The organism is Mycobacterium canetti CIPT 140010059 (assembly GCF_000253375.1).
GTDB classification, from domain to species: domain Bacteria; phylum Actinomycetota; class Actinomycetes; order Mycobacteriales; family Mycobacteriaceae; genus Mycobacterium; species Mycobacterium tuberculosis.
The window spans coordinates 805,150-829,511 of record NC_015848.1 but is presented as its reverse complement, the minus strand read 5'-3'; the positions used below and the strand labels follow the sequence as shown (position 1 = coordinate 829,511).

Sequence of the window (24,362 nt, the reverse complement as noted above, 5' to 3'; positions counted from 1 at the left end):
CCTCCCGTTCATCAGAAACTCAATCCGTTCTCGCGTGCGGCGTCGGCCAGCGCGGCGATTCGTCCGCCGTAGGTATACCCGCCGCGGTCGAATACCACGGTGTCGATGCCGGCGGCTTTGGCCCGCTCGGCGATCAACTGGCCGACCCGCACACTGCGGGCCTTTTTGTCACCCGGCACGCCGCGCACGTCGGCCTCGATCGACGAAGCGGCGGCCACGGTGGTGCCGTTGAGGTCGTTCACCAGTTGCACGTGGATGTGCCGCGCGGACCGATGCACCACCAGCCGCGGGCGCTCCGCGGTGCCCGAGAGCTTCTTCCGCAGCCGCGTGTGCCGGCGCAGGCGGGAGATTCGTCGAGTCGCGGAAACTGATTGCGCCATGGCTACTTACCTGTCTTTCCGACCTTGCGGCGGATCTGCTCGCCCTCGTAGCGCACGCCCTTGCCCTTGTACGGATCGGGACGGCGAAGACGGCGGATATTCGCGGCGATCTGGCCGACTTTTTGTTTGTCGATCCCGGAAACGGTGAACTTCGTCGGTGCCTGGACGGCAAACGTGATTCCTTCGGGAGCCTCGATCACCACCGGGTGGCTGTACCCCAGCGCAAACTCCAGATTGGAGCCCTTGAGCTGCACCCGGTAGCCGACCCCGAAGATCTCCATCTTGGTGGTGTACCCCTGCGTCACGCCAGTGACCAGGTTGGACACCAGGGTACGGGACAGCCCGTGTAAGGAGCGATTACGCCGCTCATCGTCGGGACGGGTGACCACGATAGCGCCGTCGTCATTGCGTGCCACTTTGATTGGCTCGGCGACCGTCAGTCCTAGGGTGCCCTTGGGCCCCTTAACCGAGATGCTCTGTCCCTCGATCGTGACGTCGACCCCGGCGGGCACCGGAATCGGCTGCTTACCAATACGCGACATGGTTGCTTCCTCTCACCACACTCTCACCAGACATATGCGAGGACTTCGCCGCCCACGCCCTGTCTGGCTGCCTGCCGGTCAGTGAGCAGGCCCGAGGAGGTCGAGATGATCGCCACGCCCAGGCCGCCGAGCACCCGCGGCAGATTGGTGGATTTCGCGTACACCCGTAGGCCGGGCTTGGACACCCGCCGCAACCCGGCGATGCTGCGCTCCCGGCTAGGGCCGTACTTGAGCTGGATAACCAGCGATTTACCGACCCGAGCGTCCTCGGTTCGGAAGTCGCTGATGTACCCCTCGTTCTTGAGAATCTGCGCGATGTTGGCCTTGAGCTTGGAGTGCGGCAAGCTGACCTCGTCGTGATACGCCGAGTTGGCGTTACGCAGACGGGTCAAAAAGTCTGCGATCGGGTCCGTCATCGTCATTGAGCGCTACTCCTCCTCATCGCTTGCGGCCCCCTCGCCGCTGCGCGTCTGGGGGTACCCCCACTGCATCGTCGTCAGCGCGGTCATTGAGCGCTACTCCTCCTCATCGCTTGCGGCCCCCTCGCCGCTGCGCGTCTGGGGGTACCCCCACTGCATCGTCGTCAGCGCGGTCATATGTTCTAGTCCCCGTGTCCCGTTACCAGCTGCTCTTCTGCACGCCGGGCAACTCACCCGCGTGCGCCATCTCGCGCAGGCAAATCCTGCACAGCCCGAACTTGCGGTAGACCGCACGCGGGCGGCCGCACTTGCTGCAACGGGTGTAGGCGCGCACGGCAAACCTCGGTTTGCCTGCGGCCTTGTTGACCAGTGCCTTCTTCGCCATCTGCTCAGTTCTCCTTGAAGGGAAAGCCGAGGGCCCGCAACAGCGCTCGGCCTTCGTCGTCGGTCGCCGCGGAAGTGACGACGTTGATGTCCATGCCACGGACCCGGTCAATCTTGTCCACGTCGACCTCGTGGAATACCGCCTGCTCGGCCAGCCCGAAGGTGTAGTTGCCCACACCGTCGAACTGTTTGGGCGAAAGCCCACGGAAGTCACGGATGCGTGGCAGTGCGATCGACGTGAGCCGGTCAAGGAACTCCCACATCCGGTCACCGCGCAGCGTGACTCGGACGCCCACCGGCATGCCCTCACGCAATTTGAACTGCGCGATGGACTTGCGCGCCCGGCGGACTTCCGGCTTCTGCCCGGTGATCAGCGCCAAATCGTTGACCGCTCCGTTGATCAACTTGGCGTCCCGGGCGGCCTCGCCGACACCCATGTTGACGACGACCTTCGTCACCGTCGGGATCTGCATGACATTGCCGTAGCCGAACTGCTTGCGCAGCGCATCCCGAATCTCACTGCGGTAGCGCTCCTTGAGGCGCGGCTGAACCTTCTGTGCAGTGGTCATCAAATGTCCTTGCCGTTGCGCTTGGAGATACGGACGCGCTTGCCGGTCTCCTCGTCGACCCGATAGCCGATTCGGGTGGGCTTGCCGTCGGAGTCAACCACCATCACGTTGGAGACATGGATCGGCGCTTCCTGGGTGACGATCCCACCCGAACGCGCGCCCCGCTGGGTGGTCGAGATCGCGGTGTGCTTCTTGATCCGGTTGACACCCTCGACCAATACCCGGTTGCGGTCCGGATACGCCTGCAAGACTTTGCCCTTGGCCCCTTTATCTTTGCCCGAAATCACCAGCACGGTGTCGCCTTTGTGGACCTTCATCTACAACACCTCCGGGGCCAGCGAAATGATCTTCATAAACCGCTTCTCCCGCAGCTCGCGACCGACCGGTCCAAAAATGCGGGTGCCGCGCGGGTCGTTGTCGGGCTTGATGATCACCGCGGCGTTCTCGTCGAACTTGATGTAGCTGCCGTCGGGACGCCGGCGTTCCTTGACTGTGCGCACCACGACGGCCTTGACGACATCCCCCCGCTTAACGTTGCCGCCCGGAATGGCGTCCTTCACGGTGGCGACGATGACGTCACCGATGCCGGCGTAGCGTCGCGAAGAACCGCCCAGCACCCGGATGCACAAGATCTCCTTGGCGCCGGTGTTGTCGGCGACCTTCAGCCGCGATTCCTGCTGAATCACTGGATCTCCTGACCTGGTTGACGTGTGCACGGCAGGAGGAGCCAGCCGGGACCATCCCTGACGTGCGCGGTCTTTGTCGCCGACGGGCACGCGGGGCCGACCAAGCAAAGCTTATGCGCGCCGGCCGAGGTCTGCTCACGGCAACCCCTGAAGTTTAGGGGACGACCTACTCAGCGCAAAATTTCGCTAATGTGAGTCCGCCCCACCAGGGCAGATCAACCCATGTCGATCACGATCTACCCGGATACCGGGTTGGCGGTAGCGCCCACGATCGTCGAGATCTCCGCCTGAATCATCGGATAGCTGATCCGGCGTCAACGCGATTGAGTTCACCGCGCAGCAGCCGCCAGGCCGGCCCGCATCGAGCCGATCTCGTCGGGCCGCATGGACCCCAATCGTATCGTTGGACACCGCGCTAGCGCCTGTTTATGAAATCCAGCGGAAACCCTCCGGACGCGTCGACAGAAGCCATCTGACGCCCGCCTTAGTCCGATTCTCGGTACCAGGCGACGATGTACACCACCATCGCCGCCGCCAGCGCTATGAGCACCCAGATCACAACGGCCCGGTCAATCCACGCACCCGCCGGCGGCGAGCCCGGGAGAATAGTGCGCAGCGGCACGACAGCGAACAACATCGCGGCGTACCAGGTGCCGAACGGTGGTTGGAATTTTCTGCGGCCGGTAATCATCTGGATGGCCACAAACAAGGCCAACGTCGGCAATGTGATCAGCACCAGGCAGATGCCCAGGTCGAAGACCAGCGGACCCTTGGCCCTCTTCAGGGTGATGATGACATTGTCCGGGCGATCAGAGGTTTGGCTGCTTTCCCCGACGCGGACGACGCTGATGTCCCAGCCTTCCAGCGATCCGGTCACTTCGACCCGGGCGGGTACGTATTGACGGTTGTCGCCAGCGCCGACGAGCACATCGGCCTGGACCGTATCGGTGGTGTATGTATCGAATGGCCAGGCGCCCGGGTTGCCGTGCGCCTCGATCGTGGTCGCTACTTGCGCGGGCAGCTTTCCTACCGGGTACTGCAAATCTCCGAGTTCGTTCTCCGGATACAACCGCACCGAGGTGTCGGTAGTCAACACTTCGAGGCGATGGTCGATCATCGAATCGTCGGGCAGCACCAGCACTTTCACATCGAGGCGATTTGCCACAGTGTGCAGCTCCTCGAAGCGGATCAAAACCACGGTGTCGTCAGTCGTGCCCACGTCCGGCTGCGGAAGCGGACCCGGTGTGTGGGCCAACCAGTCGTAGCCGAGCAGCGAAAAGACGTAGGCAATGAGAACACCCAGGATGATGCAGACATCGAGCACGAGGTGCTTTCGCCGCGACATGTGTTTGTGTTCTGGCGAGGCTCCCGCGTCTGAACCCGCCTGCGACGCTGGCCCACCTGTTGGTGGGTCGCTACCGGCCATCGGTCATCACCGGATAACCCACTGCCCCAGTCCTGCCCCGGGAAGCGACACGGAGTCAGATGGTAGCAACCGGCGTCATTGCTGGCGAGCAACTGGTTTGAGAGGCTTGGCTTTTTGGATCAACCGGACCCGCGAGGGTGCGTGTTTGTACACCGACACGCCGTTGGGGCCGTACAACTGCGCGCGCTCACGCCCAGCCAGGCCTGCTTCGGTGGTCGAATTCATACGTAGCCCCCCGGCAGTGACTCGTCGCGCCGACTGACGCCCTGCTGGGTGTGCAGTTCTTCATGCGAAGTTGGCACTACCCGGACACCGGGTCGGCCACGCACCGGAACCCGATATGGGTGGTCGCGGTGTCCTGTGACTGCGGCGAGCGCGCCGCCGGGCGGTAGCGGTGGCAGTACTCCGGCGCGCACAGGTGCGAGCCGCCCTTGAGGGTCTGGCTGATCGTCGGGTCGGCGGCTGTAGCGAGCTTGACCGGCGCGCAGCAGGCCGTCGAGGGTGGATCGATGCGATGGTGTGGATAGAACTCGGTGGTGGTCCACTCCCAGACGTTTCCGATCATGTCGAGCAGGCCAAACCCGTTGGCCGGAAACGTTCCCACCGGGGAGGTTCCCACCCAGCCCAATGCACCGTCGTTGCGGTACGGAAACCGGCCCTGCCAGGTGTTCGCCATGAGCATGCCCCCCGGCTTCTCCTGGTCGCCCCACGCATAGGGTGCCGTGGTTCCGCCACGGGCCGCGTACTCCCACTCGGCCTCGGTCGGTAGGCGTCGCCCGGCCCATCGTGCGTAGGCCACGGCGTCCGGATAGGCCACCTGTACGACCGGGTGGCCGGCTCGGCCGGCGATATCGCTGTCCCGGCCAAACGGATGCCGCCAGCAGGCGCCAGGTACCCAGTCCCACCATTGCCGCCAGTCACGCAGGTCGACCGGCCCCGCCGTCGGACAAAACACCATCGCACCGGGACACAGGTCTGCTGCGTCCACTCCTGGGTAGAGCCCGGGGTCAAGGGGTTGTTCTGCAACCGTCACATAGCCTGTCGCGGAGACGAATTCGGCAAATTGCGCGTTGGTCACCGGGTGTCGCTCTACCGCAAAGGCGCGCACGGTCACGGTATGAATCGGCGCTTCTTCGGGGTAGAAGCTCGTCGAGCCCATGCGGAACGATCCGCCGGGCAGGTCAACCAACTCGGTCAGCACGACTTCAGCGTATGCCGACCACGCCGTCCCGCGTCACAGCAGACCGCTCAGTCACGCGAAAAAGCAAGCGCAAGATCGGATTCCACATCTTCGAACGGTCGGCCTGACACGTCGACGGTGACCTGGGTGATGATACCGCCGGTGAACGCGAACGGCGCTTTGTACTGGCTGGACACAGCCGAACCGCCGTTGCGGCCGACGCTGATAGCGGCGCCGGCCAACCCGAACGTTCCGGGGTGGGTCAGCACATTGGTCAGGGCGCCGACCAGGTTCTCGTCGAAGAACAGCTCAAGATCGCCCACCGGCGTGTGACTGTTGGGCACGGTTCCGGTCCGCAAATAACGAACCCCGAGTAGATGTCTTCCCGACGGGACCGGACCCGACGAGCTGACCAGCTGCTGGCGCTCACCGAGGAAGTTGTAGACGTAGTGCAAGCGTCCGTCCCGGACGAACAGCACGTGCCCGCCATGGGCGCCGCCGTGCTTAAACAGCACGCCCTCGGCGCCGGTGGTATCGATGGTCACATCGGCCAGCACGGCGAACGAGCGCCCGCGAATCTCTACGGCCGCGCCGATGCCGACGTCAGCGCAGTCGGGATAGTAGACGTAGCTGGCTCGTTCGCTGACCAGGTAAGGCCGCGACCGAGTCATCGTTTCCAGGAGGTTCAGGTCGGCCAGCGGCAGCCCGTTGTACTTGGCGGCTTCGGAGAACCACAGCGCCTTGAGCTCCTCAAGTTTGTCGGGATGCTCGGCGGCCAGGTCGTGGCACTGGCTGCGGTCTGCTGCGATGTGGAACAGTTCCCAGCGGTCAGCGTTGAAATTCGACCAGCCGGCGGGCGTGGCCGCGTGAATGGTGTTGGCGAACCAACCTTCATGCCAGATCCCGCGGGTGCCCAGCATGGTGTAGAACTGGGTGGTCTTGCCGGTGTCGGCGGCCGGGTCGGCAAGGGCCGCTATGAAGCTCACGCCGTCCATCGGTTTCTGTGGAATCCCCTTGACGGTCCCCGGCGGTGTCATGCCCAACAGGTCGTAGACGGTGGGCGTGATGTCGCTGACATTGACGTAGTTGTCGCGGATTTCACCGTGTGCGGCAATACCATTGGGCCAGGAGATGATTGCCGGGTCGGCAATGCCGCCTTCATGTGAGGCGTAGCGCTTGAACAGCTTGTAGGGGGTGTTGAAGGCCATTGCCCACCCGATCGGGTAGTGGTTGTAGGTCTGCGGACCACCGAGGTGGTCGAAGAGCTTCATGCTTTCAGCGACGGTGTCGATGTAGCCGTTGAAGAACTTGCCTTCGTTGACCGATCCGTTGGGTCCGCCCTCGCCGCTGGCGCCGTTGTCGGAGATCACCACGATGATGGTGTTGTCCAGCTGGCCGGATTCCTCGAGGTAGTCCAGGATCCGTCCGATCTGGGCGTCGGTGTAGCTCAGAAAGCCGGCGAACACCTCGGCCATCCGGCAAAACAGCTTCTTTTCTTCATCGCTCAGCGAGTCCCACGGCCGCACCGTGTCCTGCAGCGGCCAGGTCTCGCCGTTTGGCCCCGGCACATCCAGATAAGGGTTTATGGGCGACAGTTCGGTGTCGGGTGGCACGATCCCTAGCGCCTTCTGCCTTTCCAGCACGATCTCGCGATAGCGCTCATACCCCATGTCGAATCGGCCGGCGTATCTGTCAGCCCATTCCTTGAAGACGTGGTGCGGCGCATGCCCGGCGCCTGGGCACACGTAGCTGAACCACGGCTTGTCGGGCGCGATCACCTTGGCATCACGAATGAACTCAATCGTCTTGTCGGCGATGTCTTTCGACAGGTGGTACCCATCCTCGGGTGTGCCGGGAGGACTCACTGGGTGGTTGTCGTATACCAGGTCGGGATACCACTGGTCGGTCTCCCCGCCTAGGAATCCGTAGAACCGTTCGAACCCGCGCGAGGTCGGCCAGTGCCGCTTTGTCGACGCCATATTGGATTCCTCGAGTGGCGTCAGGTGCCACTTGCCCACACAGTAGGTGTTGTAGCCATGTTCGGCCAGCACCTCCGGGAGCAACGCGGTGTCAGCCGGGATCCGCCCGTTGCAGTTGGGGAACCCGTCGGTGAACTCTTCGATGGTAGCCATGCCTACGGTGGTGGCGTTGCGACCGGTCAGCAGCGACGCCCGGGTCGGCGAGCACAGTGCGGTGGTGTGAAATTGCGACAGTCGCACGCCACGCTCGGCGATGCGCGTCATCGCGGGCATATCGACCAGGCCGCCAAAGCAGTCCCAGGTCGCGATGCCGACGTCGTCCCAGACCAGATACAGGATGTTTGGTGAGTGCTCCGGTGCCACCGGCGCTGCGTATGGGCCCCAATCCGGCTCCGAATCACGAATATCCAGCTCGATGGTGCCGTTGAACGCCTCGGTGGCCTCGGGTGCCATAAGCCAGCCTCACTTCCCCGTAGAGTTAATGAACGGTTGTGTACACTACACGCACAGGGTAGGAATCAGCTGAGGATTTCCGCACTGACGCCGCGCCGGTTGGCCGAGCAGTCGCAAAAGCCCCCGCACGCCGCGCGTGTCGGGGGCTTTTGCGACTGCTCGTCAGGCTTACTTAGCCTTCTCGAGGATCTCGACGAGCCGCCAGCGCTTGGTCGCCGACAGGGGACGCGTCTCCATCAGCGAGACACGGTCGCCAATGCCGGCAACGCTGTCTTCGTCGTGTGCCTTGACCTTCTTAGTGGTCCGGATGATCTTGCCGTATAGCGGGTGCCGCATGCGGTCTTCCAGCTCCACCACAATGGTCTTCTGCATTTTGTCGCTCACCACATAGCCAATTCGTGTCTTGCGGCGGCCGCGTGGCTTCGGAGTACGCGGAGTGTGCTTGAGCCCCTTAACGTTTGCCGCGTTGGCCGCACCTATGGCCTCAGCGTCGTTGGGTGCGGCCTTCTTGGGGGCCGCCTTGGCGGCCTTAGCCACCCTAGGCGCCGCCTTCGCGCCGGTCTTAGCCTCTGCCATCACGATTCCTTACCATCGGGCCCAGTCGCCAGACCCAGTTCTCGTTCGCGCAGCACGGTGTAGATGCGCGCGATTTCCTGACGCACCGTGCGGAGCCGGCGGTTATTGTTGAGCTGGCCGGTCGCCATCTGGAAACGCAAGTTGAACAACTCTTCCTTGGACTCGCGCAACCGCTCGGCCAGCTCCTCGTCGGTGAGCTCACGCAGTTCGCCAGGCGAGACACCCACTGCCATCAGAACTGCTCCTCTCGAGTAATAATGCGTGCCTTGATCGGCAGCTTGTGGATCGCTCGGGTGAGCGCGGCCCGGGCGACACCTTCATTGGGGTAACTGAGCTCGAACAGCACCCGGCCCGGCTTAACGTTGGCTACCCACCACTCCGGCGAGCCCTTGCCCGAACCCATGCGGGTTTCGGCGGGCTTCTTAGTCAGCGGGCGGTCAGGGAAGATGTTGATCCATACCTTGCCGCCACGCTTGATGTGCCGGTTGATGGCGATACGCGCAGCTTCGATTTGCCGGTTGGTGACATAGGCGTGCTCAAGGGCCTGAATGCCGTAGTCGCCGAAGTTCACCGTTGTGCCGCCGCTGGCGATGCCCCGCTGGCGAGGATGGTGCTGCTTGCGATGTTTAACCTTACGGGGAATCAACATGATTCAGCTCTCCGTGCTCTGCGCTTCAACGGGCGCTGCTGCGTCAGGCGCGGCCTCTTCGCCACCCGCGGCCCGACCCGCGTCGGTACCGGTCGCCGTGGTGCCCGAAGCACCGCTGCGACGGGGGCGCGTGCCCGACGGCCGCTCACGGCGCGGACGGTCGGCGCCCGCTGGCGCGGCGGCAGCCAATTCACGTTTGCCGCCCACGATGTCACCCTTGTAGATCCACACCTTCACACCGATCCGGCCGAAGGTGGTCTTGGCCTCGTATAGGCCGTAGTCGATATCTGCCCGCAAGGTGTGCAGCGGGACGCGGCCCTCGCGGTAGAACTCCGAACGGCTCATTTCCGCGCCGCCGAGGCGGCCCGAGCACTGCACCCGGATTCCCTTGACGTTGGGCTGACGCATCGCCGACTGGATCGCCTTGCGCATTGCGCGGCGGAACGCCACCCGGTTGCTCAACTGCTCGGCTACCCCCTGAGCCACCAATTGCGCTTGCGACTCCGGGTTTTTGACCTCCAGGATGTTGAGCTGGACCTGCTTGCCGGTCAGCTTTTCCAGGTCGGCACGAATCCGGTCGGCCTCGGTCCCACGCCGACCAATGACGATGCCCGGACGCGCGGTGTGGATGTCCACCCGGACCCGGTCACGGGTCCGCTCGATCTCCACGTCGGCGATCCCCGCTCGCTCCAGGCCGCTGGACAGCAGTCGCCGGATGGCTACGTCTTCCTTGACATATTCGGCGTATTGCTTGTCGGCATACCAGCGCGACTTCCAGTCGGTGGTGATGCCCAGCCGGAAGCCGTGCGGATTGATCTTCTGGCCCACTAGTCTGAGCCTCCCTTCGCTGCAGAAGCCTCAGAAGCCTTGGCGGGTGCCTTCTTGGCGGGCGCTTTCTTTGCGGGTGTCTTCTTAACGCCGGAACTGGCGGGTGCCTTCTTGGCGGGCGCTTTGGCGGCCGCTTTCTTGGCCGGCGCCGTAGCCCCGACCTTGCTGGCGGCCTTGCTGGCCTCGGTGCGGCGGGCCCGCGACGATTTCGCCGACCGTTGATCTTTGGCCGGCCGGCTTTCCACCACCACCGTGATGTGGCTAGTGCGCCGGCGGATGCGGAACGCGCGGCCCTGGGCGCGCGGACGGATGCGCTTGGCGGTCGGTCCCTCGTCGGCGTACACGGTGGCCACCACCAAGGTTGCCGGGTCCAGCCCGCCGTTGTTTTGCGCGTTGGCCGCCGCACTGGCGATCACTTTGGCCACCGGACCGCTGGCGGCCTGCGGCGCCCAGCGCAGGATGTCGAGCGCGTCTGACACCGACCTGCCACGCACCAGATCGATCACCCGGCGCGCCTTTCTTGGCGACACCCGCACAAATCGGGCCTTGGCGACCGCCGAGGGATACTCGGTAGCCTTAGTAGCCGCAGTCATCGCCGCTTGCTCTTTCGGTCGTCTTTAATGTGGCCCTTGAAGGTGCGTGTCGGCGCGAACTCACCAAGTTTGTGGCCCACCATCGATTCGGTGACGAACACGGGGACGTGCTTGCGGCCGTCGTGCACCGCAAAGGTATGGCCGATGAAGTCCGGAATGATGGTCGACCGACGCGACCAGGTCTTGATGACCTGCTTGGTGTTCTTCTCGTTCTGGACATCGACCTTCTTGAGCAGATGCTCGTCGACGAACGGGCCCTTCTTCAGGCTGCGTGGCATGGTTGGCTACTCCTGAAACTCCCTAGATCTGATTGCGCGGCTAACGCGAGTGCTTCTTGCCGGTGCGCCGGCGCCGGACAATGAACTTGTTGCTCGACTTGTTCGCATTGCGGGTACGCCCCTCAGGCTTGCCCCACGGGCTAACCGGGTGACGGCCGCCGGAGGTCTTACCCTCACCACCGCCGTGCGGGTGGTCGACCGGGTTCATCACCACGCCCCGGACCGACGGGCGCTTGCCCTTCCACCGCATCCGACCGGCCTTGCCCCAGTTGATGTTTGCCTGCTCGGCATTGCCCACTTCGCCGACGGTCGCGCGGCAGCGGACGTCGACCCGGCGGATCTCACCGCTGGGCATACGCAGCGACGCGTAGCTGGCCTCCTTGCCGAGCAGCTGGATGCTCGACCCGGCCGAGCGCGCAAGCTTAGCGCCACCTCCCGGGCGGAGCTCCACGGCGTGGATCAAGGTACCGGCCGGGATGTTGCGCAATGGCAGGTTGTTGCCCGGCTTGATGTCGGCGTTAGCGCCGGATTCCACCACATCCCCTTGCGAAAGTCCGTTGGGCGCAATGATGTAGCGCTTCTCCCCATCGAGATAGTGGAGCAACGCAATCCGTGCGGTACGGTTCGGGTCGTACTCGATGTGCGCGACCTTGGCGTTGACACCATCTTTGTCATTGCGGCGAAAGTCGATCATCCGGTAAGCGCGCTTATGACCGCCGCCTTTGTGCCGGGTGGTAATCCGGCCATGCGCGTTGCGTCCACCGCGACCGTGCAGCGGGCGCACCAGCGACTTCTCCGGGGTTGACCGGGTGATCTCGGCGAAATCAGATACGCTGGCGCCGCGACGACCAGGCGTCGTGGGCTTGTACTTGCGAATTGCCATGTCTAATCAGGTCTTTCTCTCACGCTCTCGTCGCCGGGCTAGGCCGCATTGCCCTGCTCCTCCTCATCGCTTCGCTCTGCATCGTCGCCGGGCTAGGCCGCATTGCCCTGCTCCTCCTCATCGCTTCGCTCTGCATCGTCGCCGGGCTAGGCCGCATTGCCCTGCTCCTCCTCATCGCTTCGCTCTGCATCGTCGCCGGGCTAGGCCGCATTGCCCTGCTCCTCCTCATCGCTTCGCTCTGCATCGTCGCCGGGCTAGGCCGCATTGCCCTGCTCCTCCTCATCGCTTCGCTCTGCATCGTCGCCGGGCTAGGCCGCATTGCCCTGCTCCTCCTCATCGCTTCGCTCTGCATCGTCGCCGGGCTAGGCCGGTGCCCCGAACAGGTCGATCGGCTTGCTGCCCGGCGCCAGGGTGACGATGGCGCGCTTGGTGCTCTTGCGCTTGCCGTATCCGGTCCGGGTGCGTTTACGCTTGCCCTGCCGGTTCGCGGTGTTCACCGATGCGACCTTGACGGCAAAAATCTTCTCGACGGCGATCTTGATCTGCGTCTTGTTGGAATCCGGGCGCACCAAAAACGTGTACACGTTGTCATCCAGCAACCCATAGGATTTCTCCGAGATCACCGGGGCCAGGATGATGTCGCGGGGGTCAGCGAGCGTCGCCATCAGGCCGAAACCTCCTCGGACGTCGTGGTGTTGGCCGCGATATAGGCATTCAGCGCCTCAACGCTGAACACCACGTCGTCGGCACGCAGCACGTCATAGGTGTTGAGCTGGTCCGGCGCCAGGATGTGCACGCCCGGCAGATTGCGCACGCTTTTCGCGCCGGCCTCGTCGCTGCGCCCGATGACCACCAGCACCTGTTTACGTTCTGTCAGGCTGGCCAGAAATGCCCTGGCGCTCTTGGTCGACGGGTTTTGACCTTCCACTAGCTCGGTGACCGCGTGGATACGCCCGTTGCGGGCCCGGTCGGACAGCGCCCCGCGCAGCGCCGCGGCGATCATCTTCTTGGGTGTGCGCTGGCTGTAGTCGCGCGGCTTGGGACCGTGTACCACGCCACCGCCGGTGAACTGCGGCGCCCGCGTCGAGCCCTGCCGGGCACGACCGGTCCCCTTCTGCCGGTAGGGCTTGCGGCCACCGCCACTGACCTCGCCGCGCGTCTTCGTCGAGTGGGTACCCTGGCGTGCCGCCGCCCGCTGGGCGGTGACCACCTGGTGCATCAGCGCGATGTTGGCCGGGACGTCGAACAGCTCGGCCGGCAGCTCGATAGCGCCGTCGACCTTGCCCGCCGGCGTCTTGACGTCGATTTTGAGTGTCTTCTGCTCTTGCGCAGCCATCACTTCTCACCTCGTTTGATCGCACTGCGGACCATGACCAGTCCACCGGTGCGGCCAGGAACCGCACCCTTGATCAGCAGCACGCCGTTCTCGGCATCGACCTTATGCACCAAAAGGTTAAGAACGGTCACCCGGTCATTGCCCATCCGCCCGGCCATCCGGGTGCCCTTGAACACCCGCGCCGGCGTGGCACACCCGCCGATGGAGCCCGGACGGCGGTGCACCGCCTGGGCACCGTGACTGGCGCCCTGACCGCGGAAGCCGTGCCGCTTCATGGTGCCGGCGAAACCTTTGCCCTTGGAGGTACCCGTCACATCGACGTAGCTGCCATCGGCGAAGATCTCCGCGGTCAACTCTTGCCCAACCTGGTACTCGGTCGCGGCATCCGAGTCGTCCAGCCGCAGCTCCGCCAGGTATCGGCGTGGGTTGACGCCGGCGGCGGTGTACTGACCTGTCAGTGGCTTGTTGACCTTGCGTGGGCTGATCTCGCCGTAGGCCAGCTGCACGGCGCTATAACCGTCGCGTTCGGGCGTGCGGATGCGGGTTACCACGTTGGGCCCGGCCTTGACCACGGTCACCGGTACTACTCTGTTGCTTTCGTCGAATACCTGCGTCATACCCAGCTTGGTACCGAGAATGCCCTTTCGTGCCATTGCTCTGTCCAATCTCCTACTGGATGTTGACGTCGACGCTGGCCGGAAGGTCGATGCGCATGAGCGCGTCAACGGTCTTCGGCGTGGGATCGATGATGTCGATCAACCGCTTGTGTGTGCGCATCTCGAAGTGCTCCCGCGAGTCCTTGTACTTATGCGGTGAGCGGATGACGCAATACACGTTCTTCTCGGTCGGTAGCGGCACCGGCCCTACGACGCTGGCACCGGTGCGGACGACGGTTTCGACGATCTTGCGCGCCGAAGCGTCAATGGCCTCATGGTCGTAGGCCTTCAGCCTGATGCGGATCTTCTGTCCCGCCACGCTTCTCCTACCTCACTCCCACTCGAGCCCGTATCCGGGTCCGGTGCTCCCCGGCGCGCCGATCGACCCGGTCCTTCTGGACCGATCTAGCGTTGCGCCGAATACTGCGCCGCTGTTTACCTGTCGTAGGTCCACCGGCCCCGCGCTCGGGCGTGTCGCCCGCACACAGCCTTGTCGCGATCAATTTCAAGGCCGAAATCGTCGCGCTTCAAGGGTGGGACCGGACGCGCCCGTGTGGGCGCTGGTCGTATGCCCGGCCAGACGCAAACCTGGCGCAGGGCAACCTGAACAGTATGCCCCAGATCACCGCTTCGGCCAAATCGCCGCTGGCCTCGGGTGCAGCGGCGGGCGGCCGGTTGCTATCGGCACCTGACCCAGCACTGACAACGCACACCCTTGACTCGACAGTCGAGTACAGGGTTCAGAATGGCGGAATGCGGAGTAGCCAGGTTGCCGCGCGGGCTGGGATCAACGGCCAGACGCTGCGCTATTACGAGCGGAGGACCTGCTAGCCGCGCCGGCCCGGTCGTTCTCAGCGCTATCGCGGTATCGCGCCGATGCGGTATCGGTGGTCTCGTCCGTCAGACGCGCGTAGTCCCATGGATTCAGCCTCGACGAGATCGAGGAGCTGCTGCAGCTAGCTGACAGCGGACCCGCCGACTACCAGACCGCCCCGCGAATTGGCCCTAGGGCGTGTCTCCCAAATTTTTAGGTACTGGCCAGCGAGGATTGGCCGGTGACGCGAGTGGGTGTGATTTCGGACGAGTTCTGGGCCGTGGTCGAGCCGTTGATGCCGTCGCATGAGGGCAAGCGCGGCAGACGGTTTAGCGATCACCGGCTTATCCTGGAAGGGATCGCGTGGCGGTTCCGTACGGGAAGTCCGTGGCGGGACCTGCCCGCTGAGTTCGGGCCGTGGCAAACGGTGTGGAAGCGCCATCACCGTTGGTCGCTGGATGGTACCTACGACGAGATGTTCGCCCACGTTGCCGCGGTGTTCGGGGTGGACGCTGAGGTGGCCGAGGATATCGAGAAGTTGCTGTCGGTGGATTCCACGAACGTGCGGGCACACCAGCATTCGGCGGGCGCCCGCTCGGACACGCTCGCCACAGGGGGCACTGTCGAATTACAAGAAATCCGCCGATGAACCCGACGATCATGCGATCGGCCGCTCGCGCGGCGGGCTGACCACCAAGATCCATGCCCTGACCGATCAGCGCGAAGCCCCGGTGCGGATCCGGTTGACCGCAGGCCAGGCCGGCGACAACCCGCAACTGCTGCCCCTGCTCGACGACTATCGCCATGCCAGCACCGAATACGCCCTGGGCAGCACGGATTTCCGCTTACTCGCCGACAAGGCCTACTCACACCCAAGTACCCGTGCCGCATTACGGTCTAAGAAGATCAAGCACACCATCCCCGAACGCCAAGATCAGATCGACCGGCGCAAGGCCAAGGGGTCTGCCGGCGGGCGGCCACCAGCATTCGACGCCGCGCTCTACGGGCTACGCAACACCGTCGAACGCGGCTTCCATCGACTCAAGCAGTGGCGCGGCATCGCAACCCGCTACGACAAATACGCCCTGACCTACCTCGGCAGCGTCCTGCTGGCCTGCGCCGTCATCCACGCCCGAGTGGGAACTCCGAAATTGGGAGACACGCCCTAGCCAAGTTGGCACAGTCGGCCGACAGGATCGCCGCCCGACAGCGGATGCAACGATCACTCGCCCAACTCGTCGCCACCTGCGAGCATCCCGCGCCGACCGGTACTGCCCCCATCGAGCGCCGGATCTCCGAGTCCTTCGCCGCGAGCAGATCGACACGACGATCACCCATCGCACAATCAATGACCAGACCGTCGCCGCCGAGGCCGGGATCACCAACCCTGCCTGTCGACGGCGAAGACCCGTTTGCCGAAGCCGTTTTGACGGCGAGCGTGTCCTGCCGCCTCTACCCGACAGACACCGGCGGCACCCCAGCCGACCGCTGCACTCCCGCGACCGGAGGTGAATTCCCGAACCTCAGCGCTGATCGCCTCGCGCGGCGCCGCCTACCCCGCAACCCAACCGAACGGACCATCCATCCGCACCATATTGCGGGCGTTCGCAATTCACCGCCGCCCGTCGGCCAACAGTGAGCTCGGCGCGGTAACCACCGAGTTCGGCACGTCCGCGCCGCGGATCCTGGACCAGCTGCACGCATCGGACGTCATCCACCTGCACGCATGGGCGCGATGTATCCGTTCTCCGCAGCACCGAACACGCATCGCATTCAGATCGCCTATGGCGCCCAGGTTTTCGGACTTTTCGCAGTTGGGGGTGTAGGGGGATCGACGTGTCATTGCCGGGGTCAAGGTTTTCGATGATGGAGGTGGCTTGCACCAATCCATCAGGAAGGCCCTTGGTGGCCGACACTGGGTTTGGGGTCCACCGCGATGGGTGAGTATGGGAAGTGTGGTACGTATGCGGCGTCTTGGTGCGACCGGCCAGGGGCAGCTCGTTGGCGCCGTCGCCCAGCGTGAACTGAGGGCGGAGAATCGGCCGAAATCTCGCCCTCAGTTCACGCTCGGCGCCCGCTTGGCCTCACCCCGTCAACGTGCACCCTCGGTTACCCCTGCGACCCAATGACTCGGGGTCCGGGCGGGCGCTCGCGCGTCGTTTCAGGCCCGGCGCCGTTCAGCCTCTAGAGCCTCGGTGGCCCAGGCCACCACGTGAAAAGGATCGACGCGGCGGATCGCGTTGGGGCACCGCTGGGCCACGACGTCGGCAATCCGGGCGGCAGCATCAACTAAGACTACTGTGATCTGCGCTGGTCCTGACCTTTGACAAGCCAGAAACCCTAAACGACAACGACGTGCGCCTACTCAGACCAGAAGTCCACCCACGGAAGTGTCAGAAGAGTCACTTCTTCGCAGGCCGCCAAACCGCCGAAGCCTGGGCCGCGGCCCACCTCCGATGTCAGCGCCATCATCGTCGACCTGACGACCGCAGTCCGATGCGGAGCTACGCTATTCGGTCCCCTGCTCAATGCCGTACCGAAATGCACATTCGGCAGCGACCGCTGTGGTCGCCCCACTCGACGAAAGTCACTGAACAAATTCGGCCGCGCGGTGGCCCAGCATCACGATCGTTGCGTGTGGACCGCGACTGGTGATCGACGGAAGAACAGATCCGTCTATCACCCATAGGTTTTCGATGCCGCGGACCCGACACCGCGGGTCGACGACGGCTCGTGGGTCATCGTCGGTGCCCATTGGGGCACTACCACACAGATGCTGCGATGTCGCCCATACGGCTGGACCGATGCGCGTTGCCGCACCGCATAATTCGTGGGCCAATGCGCTACCCTGGCGCAGGGCCGCGACATCGGCAGGTTCACTGTCGTATCGGTGCTCGATGCGGACTGGTATCTGGGGATCACTCGAGACCAACGTGATGCGTCCGCGTGCCCGCGGCTGCATGAGCGCCACCCCGATATGCGGCCAATCGCGATGCCCGGCTGTACCGTCGCCGGTCATCGCAACGAAGCCGCCTGTGTACGGCCTTATTTCGATGCCGTCATGAGTGCTCAGCAGCACCTCTAACACCGGCCGATCGACAGCCACCGCCCAGTTGGTCGGCATCACCCATTCCGGGTGGTCACTGCAGCCCATGCCAACCGGCAACGCCATAAGCACCTTCACACCGGCGGATCGCAACACCTCCTCCTCGCCGACGCCCGAGAGCATCAACAGATGAGCTGACTGAATCGCTCCGGCGCACAATACGATTCGGTCAGCGCTCAGGCTTACCGGGCCTCCTGGGCCGATCGCGTCGACACCCACCGCGGTGGTGGCGGAAAAGCGCAGCCGCACCGCCCGCGTCCGGGCCAGCAGTGTCAGATTCGGTCGTCCCAGCGCGGGCATCAGATAGCCGACCGCCGAGCTGGTGCGTACGCCGTTAACGATGTTGAGCGGGACCGCGCCTACACCCGAAGGCATTTCCGGCCCAACATCGTTGAGGTCAGCGATCCAAGCGAACCCTGCGTCCTCTGCGGCAGCCATGAAACTTTCAGTGATGCCAGTCATTTCGTGTGTGCGGCGAACTGGGATAGGGCCACTACGGCCATGCACAGGCGTCTCGAAATCCAGATCTGTCTCGATAGCCCGGAAGTGCTCCAGAACGTCAGACCATGCCCAGCCTGGTATCGAGGCACGGTCGAAATCGCTGGGCAGTCCGCGGCAGAAATAGCCGCCATTGATTGCGCCGGAACCGCCGACCGTCGCACCCCGCACGATCGGCAAGTGGCGAACCGGTCGATCGGTGAGCCGCGTCCGATAACGCTCAACCAGAGGGCTGCCAGCTCCGATCGGCAGTTGCAACCCATTGGCCGTCTGAGCCAGCAACCCCGGATCGGCCAGCCCGGGGCCAGCCTCAAGCACGGTCACCACACAGCTCGAGTCCATGGAAAGACGCTCGGCAACAACCGATCCAGCACTTCCAGCACCGACGACCAGCACATCGCTATGCCGGACCGCCGCAGTCACACTAGGTACGAATCTGCGGCTTGAGCGCGCCGATGTTACGTTCGCGCACCACCCCGTACCACAGGCCAGCGCCATAAGCCAAGTCGTCCACGCGCTTCAGCACTAGGTAAGTCAGCGGCCCAATCGGTTCAGCATCATCGTCGGCGCCCTCCCTGCGGCGAAGCCAATCCACCACACCGTCCACTACCGCCGCAATCAACACCACCCGCCTACAGTGGCGCGACAGGATGGCCGCGAGCAATGCCAGTGGCCAATAGTGCCGGCAGATGGCCGACGCCAGCTGCAGCGCGGCCGCCCACAACCCGCGGGTGGCGACGGCAAGCACATCCAAGAACGACGTCTCGGCGCAGCGCATGGCCCTGGCGATCCGGCGACCAGTCAGCACCGCGATCACCAACGACGCCAGTCGACCAAGACCGGTGCCGATCGACATGAGGATCCACGCCATCAGTGCCCCGCCCGAAATCACCAGCGGCGCGGTCTTGTCCGGGTGCCGCACAGCTAGCGGAGCCGCCGAACCGCCGTAAAACGCCTTGCGCGCGATCCAGTCCCGCAATTGGGTCCGATGGTCATGGGCGACCAGCGCAATTGGCTCGTAGCGCAGCCGAGCACCAGCCTCGATGAGCCGCCAGCACAAGTCGACATCTTCCCCGCAGTGCATGGTCTCGTCGAAGCCGCCGACGTCGCGGATGGCTGAACTCCGGCAAACGATGGCGGCGCTCGGCACGTAAGAGACTGTGCTATGCGGTAACACCGGCGCTTCGCGCTGACCAAGGTCCAACGACGAGTGCAGGGCCTCATAGCGAGCTACCGGGTTCTCGCCTTCCACCAAGCTGACGATGCGAGGTGCGACGAGTGCGACGGTGGGATCGCAGAAGTGGCCGAGTAAGGATTCCAACCATCCCCGCCGCGGCGTCACGTCGGAATCCAGGAACGCCACGAAGTCGGTGGTGCAGGCCGCTAGCCCGGTGTTGCGAGCCGCTGCCGGCCCCTTGCTGTGGGGGTGGTGGAGTACTTCGATGTCGCAATGTGCGCCGACAAAGTCGTCCGACTCGACCGGGCGCGCCGAACCGTCGTCGACCACGATGACGCGTAATCCGCGTAACAAGGTCACCAGACGCCGCAGACCAGATGCGTTGTTCCGTACTGGTATAACGACGGTGACGTCACGATGTGACGGCCCACTCGGCGGCCGTGGATGCGCCACCGTGGCGTCCAGCAGGATGCGGGCCAGCTCCGCGCTGACCTCGTCGCGGACCTTAAGGCGGCCGTCACAGAGCAGGCCTCGTGCGGCGGGAGCCAGCCGCAGCAACCGGGTCGGTGAGCCACCGAGCAGGGCCGAGCCGTCGCCAAGCACTCGCACGCGACGGTCAACCTGGACGGCGAACCCGTCAGGCAGTCGGGTCGCGGTCATCTGCGCCGCTTCTCCTCATCGCTTCGCTCTGCATCGTCGCCGGCGGTGCTCATCTGCGCCGCTTCTCCTCATCGCTTCGCTCTGCATCGTCGCCGGCGCGGTCATGTCAACATCCCGTCGGGCTGTGGCATCCACCGGGCGACTCGGCGCACACAGTCGTCGACCATCGCCGCGAAGATCCGCCGCCCCTCGGCCGCGGTCGCCGTGGTCGGATCCCCGAGCACTCCTGTCTCGCTCACGGCCGCGACCCCGCCTCGGCGCATCGACGGCAACAACACGGGCAGCGGTGCGCGATTACCCGCGCGCCACCGTTCGGTGCGCACGTCGGCCGGCGAAAGATGCAGCAGCACGGATGTTTCGGTGTGGCCGGCGTGGGGGTCACCGCCCGGGCAGGTGCACGGGCACCATCCGGCGTCGCGACCTTCAGCGCGCAGCAGGCCTACCGCTCGGGTCAAAGCGCCGACATTGCCGCCGTGCCCGTTGACGAAGACCAGGCGCCGGGCCCAGCAGGCGGCCGACCTGCCATACTCCACGAGCAACATCGTCAGGGCTTCAGTGCCGATAGAGATCGTTCCAGCGAAACGCTGGTGTTCGCCGCTGGCGCCGTAGGCAATGGCGGGCGCCATCAGCCATTCTTCCTGAGCAATGGGCAGGTCCTCGGCGTGCAGCCTCGCGGTGACGGTCCGGGCCACGGCGGTCGCGATCCGGGTATCGGTATCTAACGGCAGGTGGGGACCGTGCTGCTCGGTGGACCCCAGCGGGATCACTATCGACGGCGACGTGCTTGGTAGCTGGCTCGACGTCGCACTCCCGAGTTCCCCGACTACCGGCACTCGCCGATGGTAGGACGAATTCACCTGGCGTGCACCAATTGTTATGTCTTCTACCGAAATTTTTTTTCGTCGTGATGACTTACCGGCCACACATCCTGCTCGCCCGCCACGGCTGCCACGCCCGTATCAGAATTTCTAAAAACGTCATTCCGTCGCGAGCATCTCTGTGGTATTGGGAGGGCCAACCGTTGCAAGTGAGTGATCTTTAGTGGTCACGCGACTTGCACCCCGTCTCGGGGTTGTTCGGCAGCCTTGCGGCTGCTTCCCTTCCGCGCTTCACGACCACCAGCCCGGCCAGGCCGGGTCTTACGGTCGGCTCCACGCTTGACGGCGGCCCCAACTAGGCCGACGACGCTACTGGTGTCCTCGTAGCGTGCGAGGTTGATCGCTGCGCAGTCATCACGCTGATGCGATGCCGAGCACGAATCGCATTGCCAGTGCTCGGCCCATCCGATCTCTTGGACATGCCCGCAGACGTGGCAGGTTTTCGACGATGGGAACCAGCGGTCAGCGACCACTAGTTGTGACCCGTACCAGCCTGTCTTGTAGGACAGGTGGCGGCGCGGGGTGCCCAGGGCCGCGTCGGAGAGTCCGCGCCGGCGAGCGCGGGCACCCGAGAGGCCCTGTTGCCGCAGCATCCCTGCCGCGTCCAGGCCTTCGACAACGATGCGGCCGTGGGTCTTAGCCAAATGCGTTGTCAGACAGTGCAGGTGGTGGGTGCGAACATCGTTGACCCGGCGGTGCAGCCGGGATATTTCGGTGGTGCGCTCACGGTAGCGACGTGAGCCTTTCGTGCAGCGCGACCGTGCCCGGCAGACATGCCGTAGCTCGTTGAGTGCCGCGTCGAGTGGCCGTGGATTCGGCACTCGTTCGAGCACCGCGCCGTCGGCGGTGGCGACCGTGGCCAGGCGGCGCACCCCGACATCAACGCCGACCCGTGAACCGGGGTCGGTCACCTTCGGTTGCTGCGGGCGCTGCACGAGGACCCGCACACTCGCATCGATCCGGGTCCCGTTACGGCGCACCGTGATCGCGAGCACCCGCGACCGGCCTTTGGCGATGAGCCGCTCAACCCGGCGCTTGTTCTCGTGGGTGCGGACGGTCCCGATGACCGGCAGCGTGAGGTGGCGCCGGTCGGGCTCGACGCGCATCGCTCCGGTCGTGAACGTCACCCGGTCTGGGTCGCGTCCCTTCTTCTTAAACCGGGGAAAGCCCATCCTTTTGCCATCACGTTTGCCTGATCGCGAGTTCTGCCAGTTCCAGTACGCGTCGACCGCGCCGTCAATACCGTCGGCGTAGGCCTCCTTCGAGCACTCCGGCCACCACACAACACCGGTCTCGATGTTGACGCACACGTCGTTCTTGACGGTGTTCCAGCGCTTCCGCAACACCCGCAGCGACGGCTTTGCCGTCTGGATCCCGGTCGCCTGCCAGGCGTCGATATCGGCTTTCAGGGTGGCGACGGTCCAGTTGTAGGCCTTGCGGCGGGCACCGAAATGCCGTGCCAACGCGCGGGCCTGGTCCTCGGTCGGATCGAGCGTGAACCGGAAAGCCTGAACCATCCAGCCCTCAGGAATCTCGAATTTCGCCATCAGGCAGCCTCCGACTCTTCGGCGGCGGCCGCCAATGCGCGCTTGGCCCGGTTCTGCGCAGCGCGCTTGCCGTACAGCCGGGCGCACATCGAGGTCAAGATCTCGGTCATGTCCCGTACCAGGTCGTCATCAACCTCGGCCGAGTCGACCACGACCAGCTCGCGGCCTTGGGCGGCCAGCGCCGCTTCGACGTACTCAGAGCCGAACCGGCAGAACCGGTCTCGGTGTTCCACCACGATCCGCTTCACCGATGGGTCACGCAGCAGCGCAAGAAACTTTCGGCGGTGCCCGTTCAGCGCCGAACCGACCTCGGTCACGACCTTGTCGACCGCGATCTGCTCGGTCGTGGCCCAGGCGGTCACCCGCGCCACCTGCCGATCCAGGTCCGGCTTCTGATCCGCTGACGACACTCGCGCATACACGGCCGTCCGCGCCCGGCGGGATCTATCGGCCGGCTGGTCGTCCACGAGAATCAGCCGCCCGGCCTTCCGCGCCGGCACCGGCAACAACCCCGCGTGAAACCAGCGATACGCAGTCACCCGCGCAACACCGTTGCGCTCAGCCCACACCGCCAGATTCATACTGTTGTTCCTACAGCACGCCACTGACAACTACCGACCACTCAGACCGCAACAGCTGACAGCCCCAATTTGGGCCCAGCTCAACATCCGGCTAAACGTCCCGTCGGGAGGGCACACCCAGGTCGCGGATGAACCCGGTGGGAACGAGGATGTCGGCTGGGCTGAGGTCATGGACAGAGGCATGCCCGAGACCCATCAGAGCCGAGTCGATACCACCGCGCAGGATGTCGAGGACATTCTCGACGCCGGCTTGGCCGTTGGCGGCCAAGCCCCACAGGTAAGCGCGGCCAATCATTACCGCGCGCGCGCCCAGCGCCACCGCCTTGACGACATCGCTGCCCCGCCGGATGCCGCCGTCGAGCAACACTTCGACCTGATCGCCGACCGCTGCCGAGACCGCGGGCAGGGCCCGGATCGATGCTGGCGTCCCATCCAGATTGTTGCCACCGTGGTTGGATACCGAGATCGCCGAAACCCCGGCATCCACAGCTCTTTTGGCATCGTCGACCCGCATGACGCCCTTGAGCATGAACGGTCCGCCCCACAGTTCGCGCAGCCAGCCGATATCTTCCCAGGTCGGCGGAGGTGTTGCCATCCATTCGCCGTAGGCTGCGAAGAACGGTGGGCCGGGCTCGCCGCGCCGGCCCTGGTTGGGCACCCGTAGGTCCGGTGGCCGTAGCGTCTTGGCGAACTTCCACAACCACCTCGGCCGGGTGATCGCCTCCGGGGATAGCCGCAGGATGGTCTTCAAGTTCATCTCTTCGGGGATCTTGGGGCTGCCCCAGTCGCGCCCGTGCGAGAACGTCCAGTCGGTGGTGACGACCAGGCCGACCGCGCCGGCCTGCCGCGCCCGTTCGACGCGTTCAGCGAGCGCGTCGCGCCCGCCCTGCCAGTAGACCTGGAAGAAGGTCTTGGGGTTGGCGGCAATGACCTCCTCGATCGGCTTGCTGGCAAACGAGGACAATCCCATCACAGTACCCCGGGCGGCCGCGGCCCGCGCGACGGCGACTTCACCGCCGGGATCGACCGCCTGAACACCGGTCGGCGAAATAATCACTGGCAACGAAACTTCTTGCCCCATAACGGTCGTCGACAAGTCACGTTTATCTGTCGCCCCGATGACGTGCGGCGCGAACCCGAGCTCGCTGAATGCTGCGACATTGTCGGCGACCGTGATTCCCTTTTCACTGGCCGCAATCAGGGACGAGTAAACCGATTTCGGCAGCCTCCGCTTCGCGCGTTGCTGCGCGATGGCTACCGTTTCAAACCACGCTTCGGCCACGG

General features: G+C 64.6%; 28 protein-coding genes and 4 pseudogenes. 2 read left to right on the top strand and 30 right to left on the bottom strand.

Going from position 1 to position 24,362, the window contains the following annotated elements; genetic code table 11:
- Positions 1-11 precede the first annotated feature (11 nt).
- From rplR to rpsJ, 21 genes are all read right to left on the bottom strand, one after another.
- Complete coding sequence (gene rplR, locus MCAN_RS03780; protein WP_003403677.1) at positions 12-380, bottom strand: 50S ribosomal protein L18; 369 nt, start codon at positions 378-380, stop codon at positions 12-14.
- Positions 381-382: 2 nt separating this feature from the next.
- Complete coding sequence (gene rplF, locus MCAN_RS03775; RefSeq protein ID WP_003403673.1) at positions 383-922, bottom strand: 50S ribosomal protein L6; 540 nt, start codon at positions 920-922, stop codon at positions 383-385.
- A 23-nt stretch (positions 923-945) separates the two neighbouring features.
- Positions 946-1,344 carry a 30S ribosomal protein S8 gene (gene rpsH / locus MCAN_RS03770; RefSeq protein ID WP_003403669.1) on the bottom strand — a complete coding sequence of 133 codons (399 nt, stop codon included), beginning with the start codon at positions 1,342-1,344 and terminating at the stop codon, positions 946-948.
- A gap of 196 nt (positions 1,345-1,540) precedes the next feature.
- On the bottom strand, positions 1,541-1,726 hold the full coding sequence (locus tag MCAN_RS03765; protein ID WP_003403667.1) for a type Z 30S ribosomal protein S14: 186 nt from the start codon (positions 1,724-1,726) through the stop codon (positions 1,541-1,543).
- 4 nt (positions 1,727-1,730) lie between these two features.
- Positions 1,731-2,294 carry a 50S ribosomal protein L5 gene (gene rplE, locus MCAN_RS03760; protein ID WP_003403660.1) on the bottom strand — a complete coding sequence of 188 codons (564 nt, stop codon included), beginning with the start codon at positions 2,292-2,294 and terminating at the stop codon, positions 1,731-1,733.
- Positions 2,294-2,611 (bottom strand): 50S ribosomal protein L24, encoded by a 318-nt coding sequence (gene rplX, locus MCAN_RS03755; RefSeq protein WP_003403654.1) that lies wholly within the window; start codon positions 2,609-2,611, stop codon positions 2,294-2,296. The genes rplE and rplX overlap by 1 nt, the downstream gene beginning before the upstream one ends.
- Entirely contained in the window at positions 2,612-2,980 is a 369-nt protein-coding gene (gene rplN / locus MCAN_RS03750) for a 50S ribosomal protein L14 (protein ID WP_003403649.1), read from the bottom strand. It abuts the gene before it with no gap.
- A gap of 484 nt (positions 2,981-3,464) precedes the next feature.
- Complete coding sequence (locus tag MCAN_RS03745) at positions 3,465-4,406, bottom strand: DUF4436 domain-containing protein (RefSeq protein WP_014000375.1); 942 nt, start codon at positions 4,404-4,406, stop codon at positions 3,465-3,467.
- 301 nt (positions 4,407-4,707) lie between these two features.
- On the bottom strand, positions 4,708-5,607 hold the full coding sequence (locus tag MCAN_RS03740; protein WP_014000374.1) for a formylglycine-generating enzyme family protein: 900 nt from the start codon (positions 5,605-5,607) through the stop codon (positions 4,708-4,710).
- 47 nt (positions 5,608-5,654) lie between these two features.
- Entirely contained in the window at positions 5,655-8,018 is a 2,364-nt protein-coding gene (gene atsA / locus MCAN_RS03735; RefSeq protein WP_014000373.1) for an arylsulfatase AtsA, read from the bottom strand.
- Between the two features lie 168 nt (positions 8,019-8,186).
- Positions 8,187-8,597, bottom strand: coding sequence for a 30S ribosomal protein S17 (rpsQ, locus tag MCAN_RS03730; protein WP_014000372.1), 411 nt, complete (start codon positions 8,595-8,597; stop codon positions 8,187-8,189).
- Positions 8,594-8,827 (bottom strand): 50S ribosomal protein L29, encoded by a 234-nt coding sequence (gene rpmC / locus MCAN_RS03725; protein ID WP_003403594.1) that lies wholly within the window; start codon positions 8,825-8,827, stop codon positions 8,594-8,596. The genes rpsQ and rpmC overlap by 4 nt, the downstream gene beginning before the upstream one ends.
- The gene (gene rplP / locus MCAN_RS03720; protein WP_014000371.1) at positions 8,827-9,243 is read right to left on the bottom strand and encodes a 50S ribosomal protein L16; all 417 of its coding nucleotides are present in this window, start codon (positions 9,241-9,243) and stop codon (positions 8,827-8,829) included. The genes rpmC and rplP overlap by 1 nt, the downstream gene beginning before the upstream one ends.
- A gap of 3 nt (positions 9,244-9,246) precedes the next feature.
- Entirely contained in the window at positions 9,247-10,071 is an 825-nt protein-coding gene (gene rpsC / locus MCAN_RS03715) for a 30S ribosomal protein S3 (RefSeq protein ID WP_003403590.1), read from the bottom strand.
- Complete coding sequence (gene rplV / locus MCAN_RS03710; protein WP_014000370.1) at positions 10,071-10,664, bottom strand: 50S ribosomal protein L22; 594 nt, start codon at positions 10,662-10,664, stop codon at positions 10,071-10,073. Before rplV ends, rpsC begins: the two co-directional genes overlap by 1 nt.
- Complete coding sequence (rpsS, locus tag MCAN_RS03705; RefSeq protein ID WP_003403584.1) at positions 10,661-10,942, bottom strand: 30S ribosomal protein S19; 282 nt, start codon at positions 10,940-10,942, stop codon at positions 10,661-10,663. The genes rplV and rpsS overlap by 4 nt, the downstream gene beginning before the upstream one ends.
- A gap of 40 nt (positions 10,943-10,982) precedes the next feature.
- Complete coding sequence (gene rplB, locus MCAN_RS03700) at positions 10,983-11,825, bottom strand: 50S ribosomal protein L2 (protein ID WP_003403582.1); 843 nt, start codon at positions 11,823-11,825, stop codon at positions 10,983-10,985.
- 362 nt (positions 11,826-12,187) lie between these two features.
- Entirely contained in the window at positions 12,188-12,490 is a 303-nt protein-coding gene (gene rplW / locus MCAN_RS03690) for a 50S ribosomal protein L23 (protein ID WP_014000368.1), read from the bottom strand.
- The gene (gene rplD / locus MCAN_RS03685; protein WP_014000367.1) at positions 12,490-13,161 is read right to left on the bottom strand and encodes a 50S ribosomal protein L4; all 672 of its coding nucleotides are present in this window, start codon (positions 13,159-13,161) and stop codon (positions 12,490-12,492) included. The genes rplW and rplD overlap by 1 nt, the downstream gene beginning before the upstream one ends.
- A complete protein-coding gene (gene rplC, locus MCAN_RS03680) occupies positions 13,161-13,814 on the bottom strand; it encodes a 50S ribosomal protein L3 (RefSeq protein ID WP_003403579.1) in 654 nt (217 codons plus the stop codon). The genes rplD and rplC overlap by 1 nt, the downstream gene beginning before the upstream one ends.
- Positions 13,815-13,830: 16 nt before the next feature.
- Positions 13,831-14,136 carry a 30S ribosomal protein S10 gene (rpsJ, locus tag MCAN_RS03675; protein ID WP_003403578.1) on the bottom strand — a complete coding sequence of 102 codons (306 nt, stop codon included), beginning with the start codon at positions 14,134-14,136 and terminating at the stop codon, positions 13,831-13,833.
- A 152-nt stretch (positions 14,137-14,288) separates the two neighbouring features.
- On the opposite strand from rpsJ, the pseudogene MCAN_RS23920 reads away from it, so the two are divergent.
- Together MCAN_RS23920 and MCAN_RS21040 are read left to right on the top strand one after the other, a co-directional pair.
- Positions 14,289-14,520 (top strand): annotated as a pseudogene (locus MCAN_RS23920) (hypothetical protein).
- Between the two features lie 352 nt (positions 14,521-14,872).
- Positions 14,873-15,800: pseudogene (locus MCAN_RS21040) on the top strand (IS5 family transposase).
- Here MCAN_RS21040 and MCAN_RS03655 read toward each other — a convergent pair.
- The 9 genes and pseudogenes from MCAN_RS03655 to mftD all read right to left on the bottom strand — a co-directional run bounded on the left by MCAN_RS03655 (position 15,754) and on the right by mftD (position 24,360).
- Positions 15,754-15,969, bottom strand: coding sequence for a hypothetical protein (locus MCAN_RS03655; RefSeq protein WP_044080098.1), 216 nt, complete (start codon positions 15,967-15,969; stop codon positions 15,754-15,756). The pseudogene MCAN_RS21040 and the gene MCAN_RS03655 sit on opposite strands and share 47 nt — an antisense overlap.
- Positions 15,970-16,795: 826 nt before the next feature.
- Positions 16,796-16,942: pseudogene (locus MCAN_RS21035) on the bottom strand (transposase); the annotation flags it as partial.
- Positions 16,943-17,218: 276 nt separating this feature from the next.
- Complete coding sequence (gene mftG / locus MCAN_RS03640; protein WP_003403503.1) at positions 17,219-18,658, bottom strand: mycofactocin dehydrogenase MftG; 1,440 nt, start codon at positions 18,656-18,658, stop codon at positions 17,219-17,221.
- Between the two features lies 1 nt (position 18,659).
- Entirely contained in the window at positions 18,660-20,072 is a 1,413-nt protein-coding gene (mftF, locus tag MCAN_RS03635; RefSeq protein WP_014000365.1) for a mycofactocin biosynthesis glycosyltransferase MftF, read from the bottom strand.
- Positions 20,073-20,085: 13 nt separating this feature from the next.
- Positions 20,086-20,177, bottom strand: a pseudogene (locus tag MCAN_RS24050) (sirohydrochlorin chelatase); the annotation flags it as partial.
- Complete coding sequence (gene mftE, locus MCAN_RS03630) at positions 20,174-20,929, bottom strand: mycofactocin biosynthesis peptidyl-dipeptidase MftE (RefSeq protein ID WP_003403497.1); 756 nt, start codon at positions 20,927-20,929, stop codon at positions 20,174-20,176. The gene mftE and the pseudogene MCAN_RS24050, both read right to left, overlap by 4 nt.
- A gap of 188 nt (positions 20,930-21,117) precedes the next feature.
- On the bottom strand, positions 21,118-22,497 hold the full coding sequence (gene tnpB / locus MCAN_RS03625; protein ID WP_014000364.1) for an IS607 family element RNA-guided endonuclease TnpB: 1,380 nt from the start codon (positions 22,495-22,497) through the stop codon (positions 21,118-21,120).
- Positions 22,497-23,078 (bottom strand): IS607-like element IS1602 family transposase, encoded by a 582-nt coding sequence (locus MCAN_RS03620; RefSeq protein WP_003414146.1) that lies wholly within the window; start codon positions 23,076-23,078, stop codon positions 22,497-22,499. The genes tnpB and MCAN_RS03620 overlap by 1 nt, the downstream gene beginning before the upstream one ends.
- A gap of 91 nt (positions 23,079-23,169) precedes the next feature.
- Positions 23,170-24,360 carry a pre-mycofactocin synthase MftD gene (gene mftD / locus MCAN_RS03615; protein ID WP_003898557.1) on the bottom strand — a complete coding sequence of 397 codons (1,191 nt, stop codon included), beginning with the start codon at positions 24,358-24,360 and terminating at the stop codon, positions 23,170-23,172.
- Between the last annotated feature and the right edge of the window lie 2 nt (positions 24,361-24,362).

Bases quoted from the DNA above. Each gene is read 5' to 3' on its own strand.
- rplW (WP_014000368.1), bottom strand. From the start codon at position 12,490: ATGGCGACGCTCGCTGACCCCCGCGACATCATCCTGGCCCCGGTGATC.
- rplV (WP_014000370.1), bottom strand. From the start codon at position 10,664: ATGACTGCGGCTACTAAGGCTACCGAGTATCCCTCGGCGGTCGCCAAG.
- MCAN_RS03655 (WP_044080098.1), bottom strand. From the start codon at position 15,969: ATGGGTGATCGTCGTGTCGATCTGCTCGCGGCGAAGGACTCGGAGATC.
- rpmC (WP_003403594.1), bottom strand. From the start codon at position 8,827: ATGGCAGTGGGTGTCTCGCCTGGCGAACTGCGTGAGCTCACCGACGAG.
- MCAN_RS03620 (WP_003414146.1), bottom strand. From the start codon at position 23,078: ATGAATCTGGCGGTGTGGGCTGAGCGCAACGGTGTTGCGCGGGTGACT.
- rpsH (WP_003403669.1), bottom strand. From the start codon at position 1,344: ATGACGATGACGGACCCGATCGCAGACTTTTTGACCCGTCTGCGTAAC.
- MCAN_RS03765 (WP_003403667.1), bottom strand. From the start codon at position 1,726: ATGGCGAAGAAGGCACTGGTCAACAAGGCCGCAGGCAAACCGAGGTTT.
- rplB (WP_003403582.1), bottom strand. From the start codon at position 11,825: ATGGCAATTCGCAAGTACAAGCCCACGACGCCTGGTCGTCGCGGCGCC.
- rplP (WP_014000371.1), bottom strand. From the start codon at position 9,243: ATGTTGATTCCCCGTAAGGTTAAACATCGCAAGCAGCACCATCCTCGC.
- rplF (WP_003403673.1), bottom strand. From the start codon at position 922: ATGTCGCGTATTGGTAAGCAGCCGATTCCGGTGCCCGCCGGGGTCGAC.
- rplX (WP_003403654.1), bottom strand. From the start codon at position 2,611: ATGAAGGTCCACAAAGGCGACACCGTGCTGGTGATTTCGGGCAAAGAT.
- rpsS (WP_003403584.1), bottom strand. From the start codon at position 10,942: ATGCCACGCAGCCTGAAGAAGGGCCCGTTCGTCGACGAGCATCTGCTC.
- MCAN_RS03745 (WP_014000375.1), bottom strand. From the start codon at position 4,406: ATGGCCGGTAGCGACCCACCAACAGGTGGGCCAGCGTCGCAGGCGGGT.
- rplR (WP_003403677.1), bottom strand. From the start codon at position 380: ATGGCGCAATCAGTTTCCGCGACTCGACGAATCTCCCGCCTGCGCCGG.
- rplC (WP_003403579.1), bottom strand. From the start codon at position 13,814: ATGGCACGAAAGGGCATTCTCGGTACCAAGCTGGGTATGACGCAGGTA.
- tnpB (WP_014000364.1), bottom strand. From the start codon at position 22,497: ATGGCGAAATTCGAGATTCCTGAGGGCTGGATGGTTCAGGCTTTCCGG.
- atsA (WP_014000373.1), bottom strand. From the start codon at position 8,018: ATGGCACCCGAGGCCACCGAGGCGTTCAACGGCACCATCGAGCTGGAT.
- rplD (WP_014000367.1), bottom strand. From the start codon at position 13,161: ATGGCTGCGCAAGAGCAGAAGACACTCAAAATCGACGTCAAGACGCCG.
- mftF (WP_014000365.1), bottom strand. From the start codon at position 20,072: ATGACCGCGACCCGACTGCCTGACGGGTTCGCCGTCCAGGTTGACCGT.
- rplE (WP_003403660.1), bottom strand. From the start codon at position 2,294: ATGACCACTGCACAGAAGGTTCAGCCGCGCCTCAAGGAGCGCTACCGC.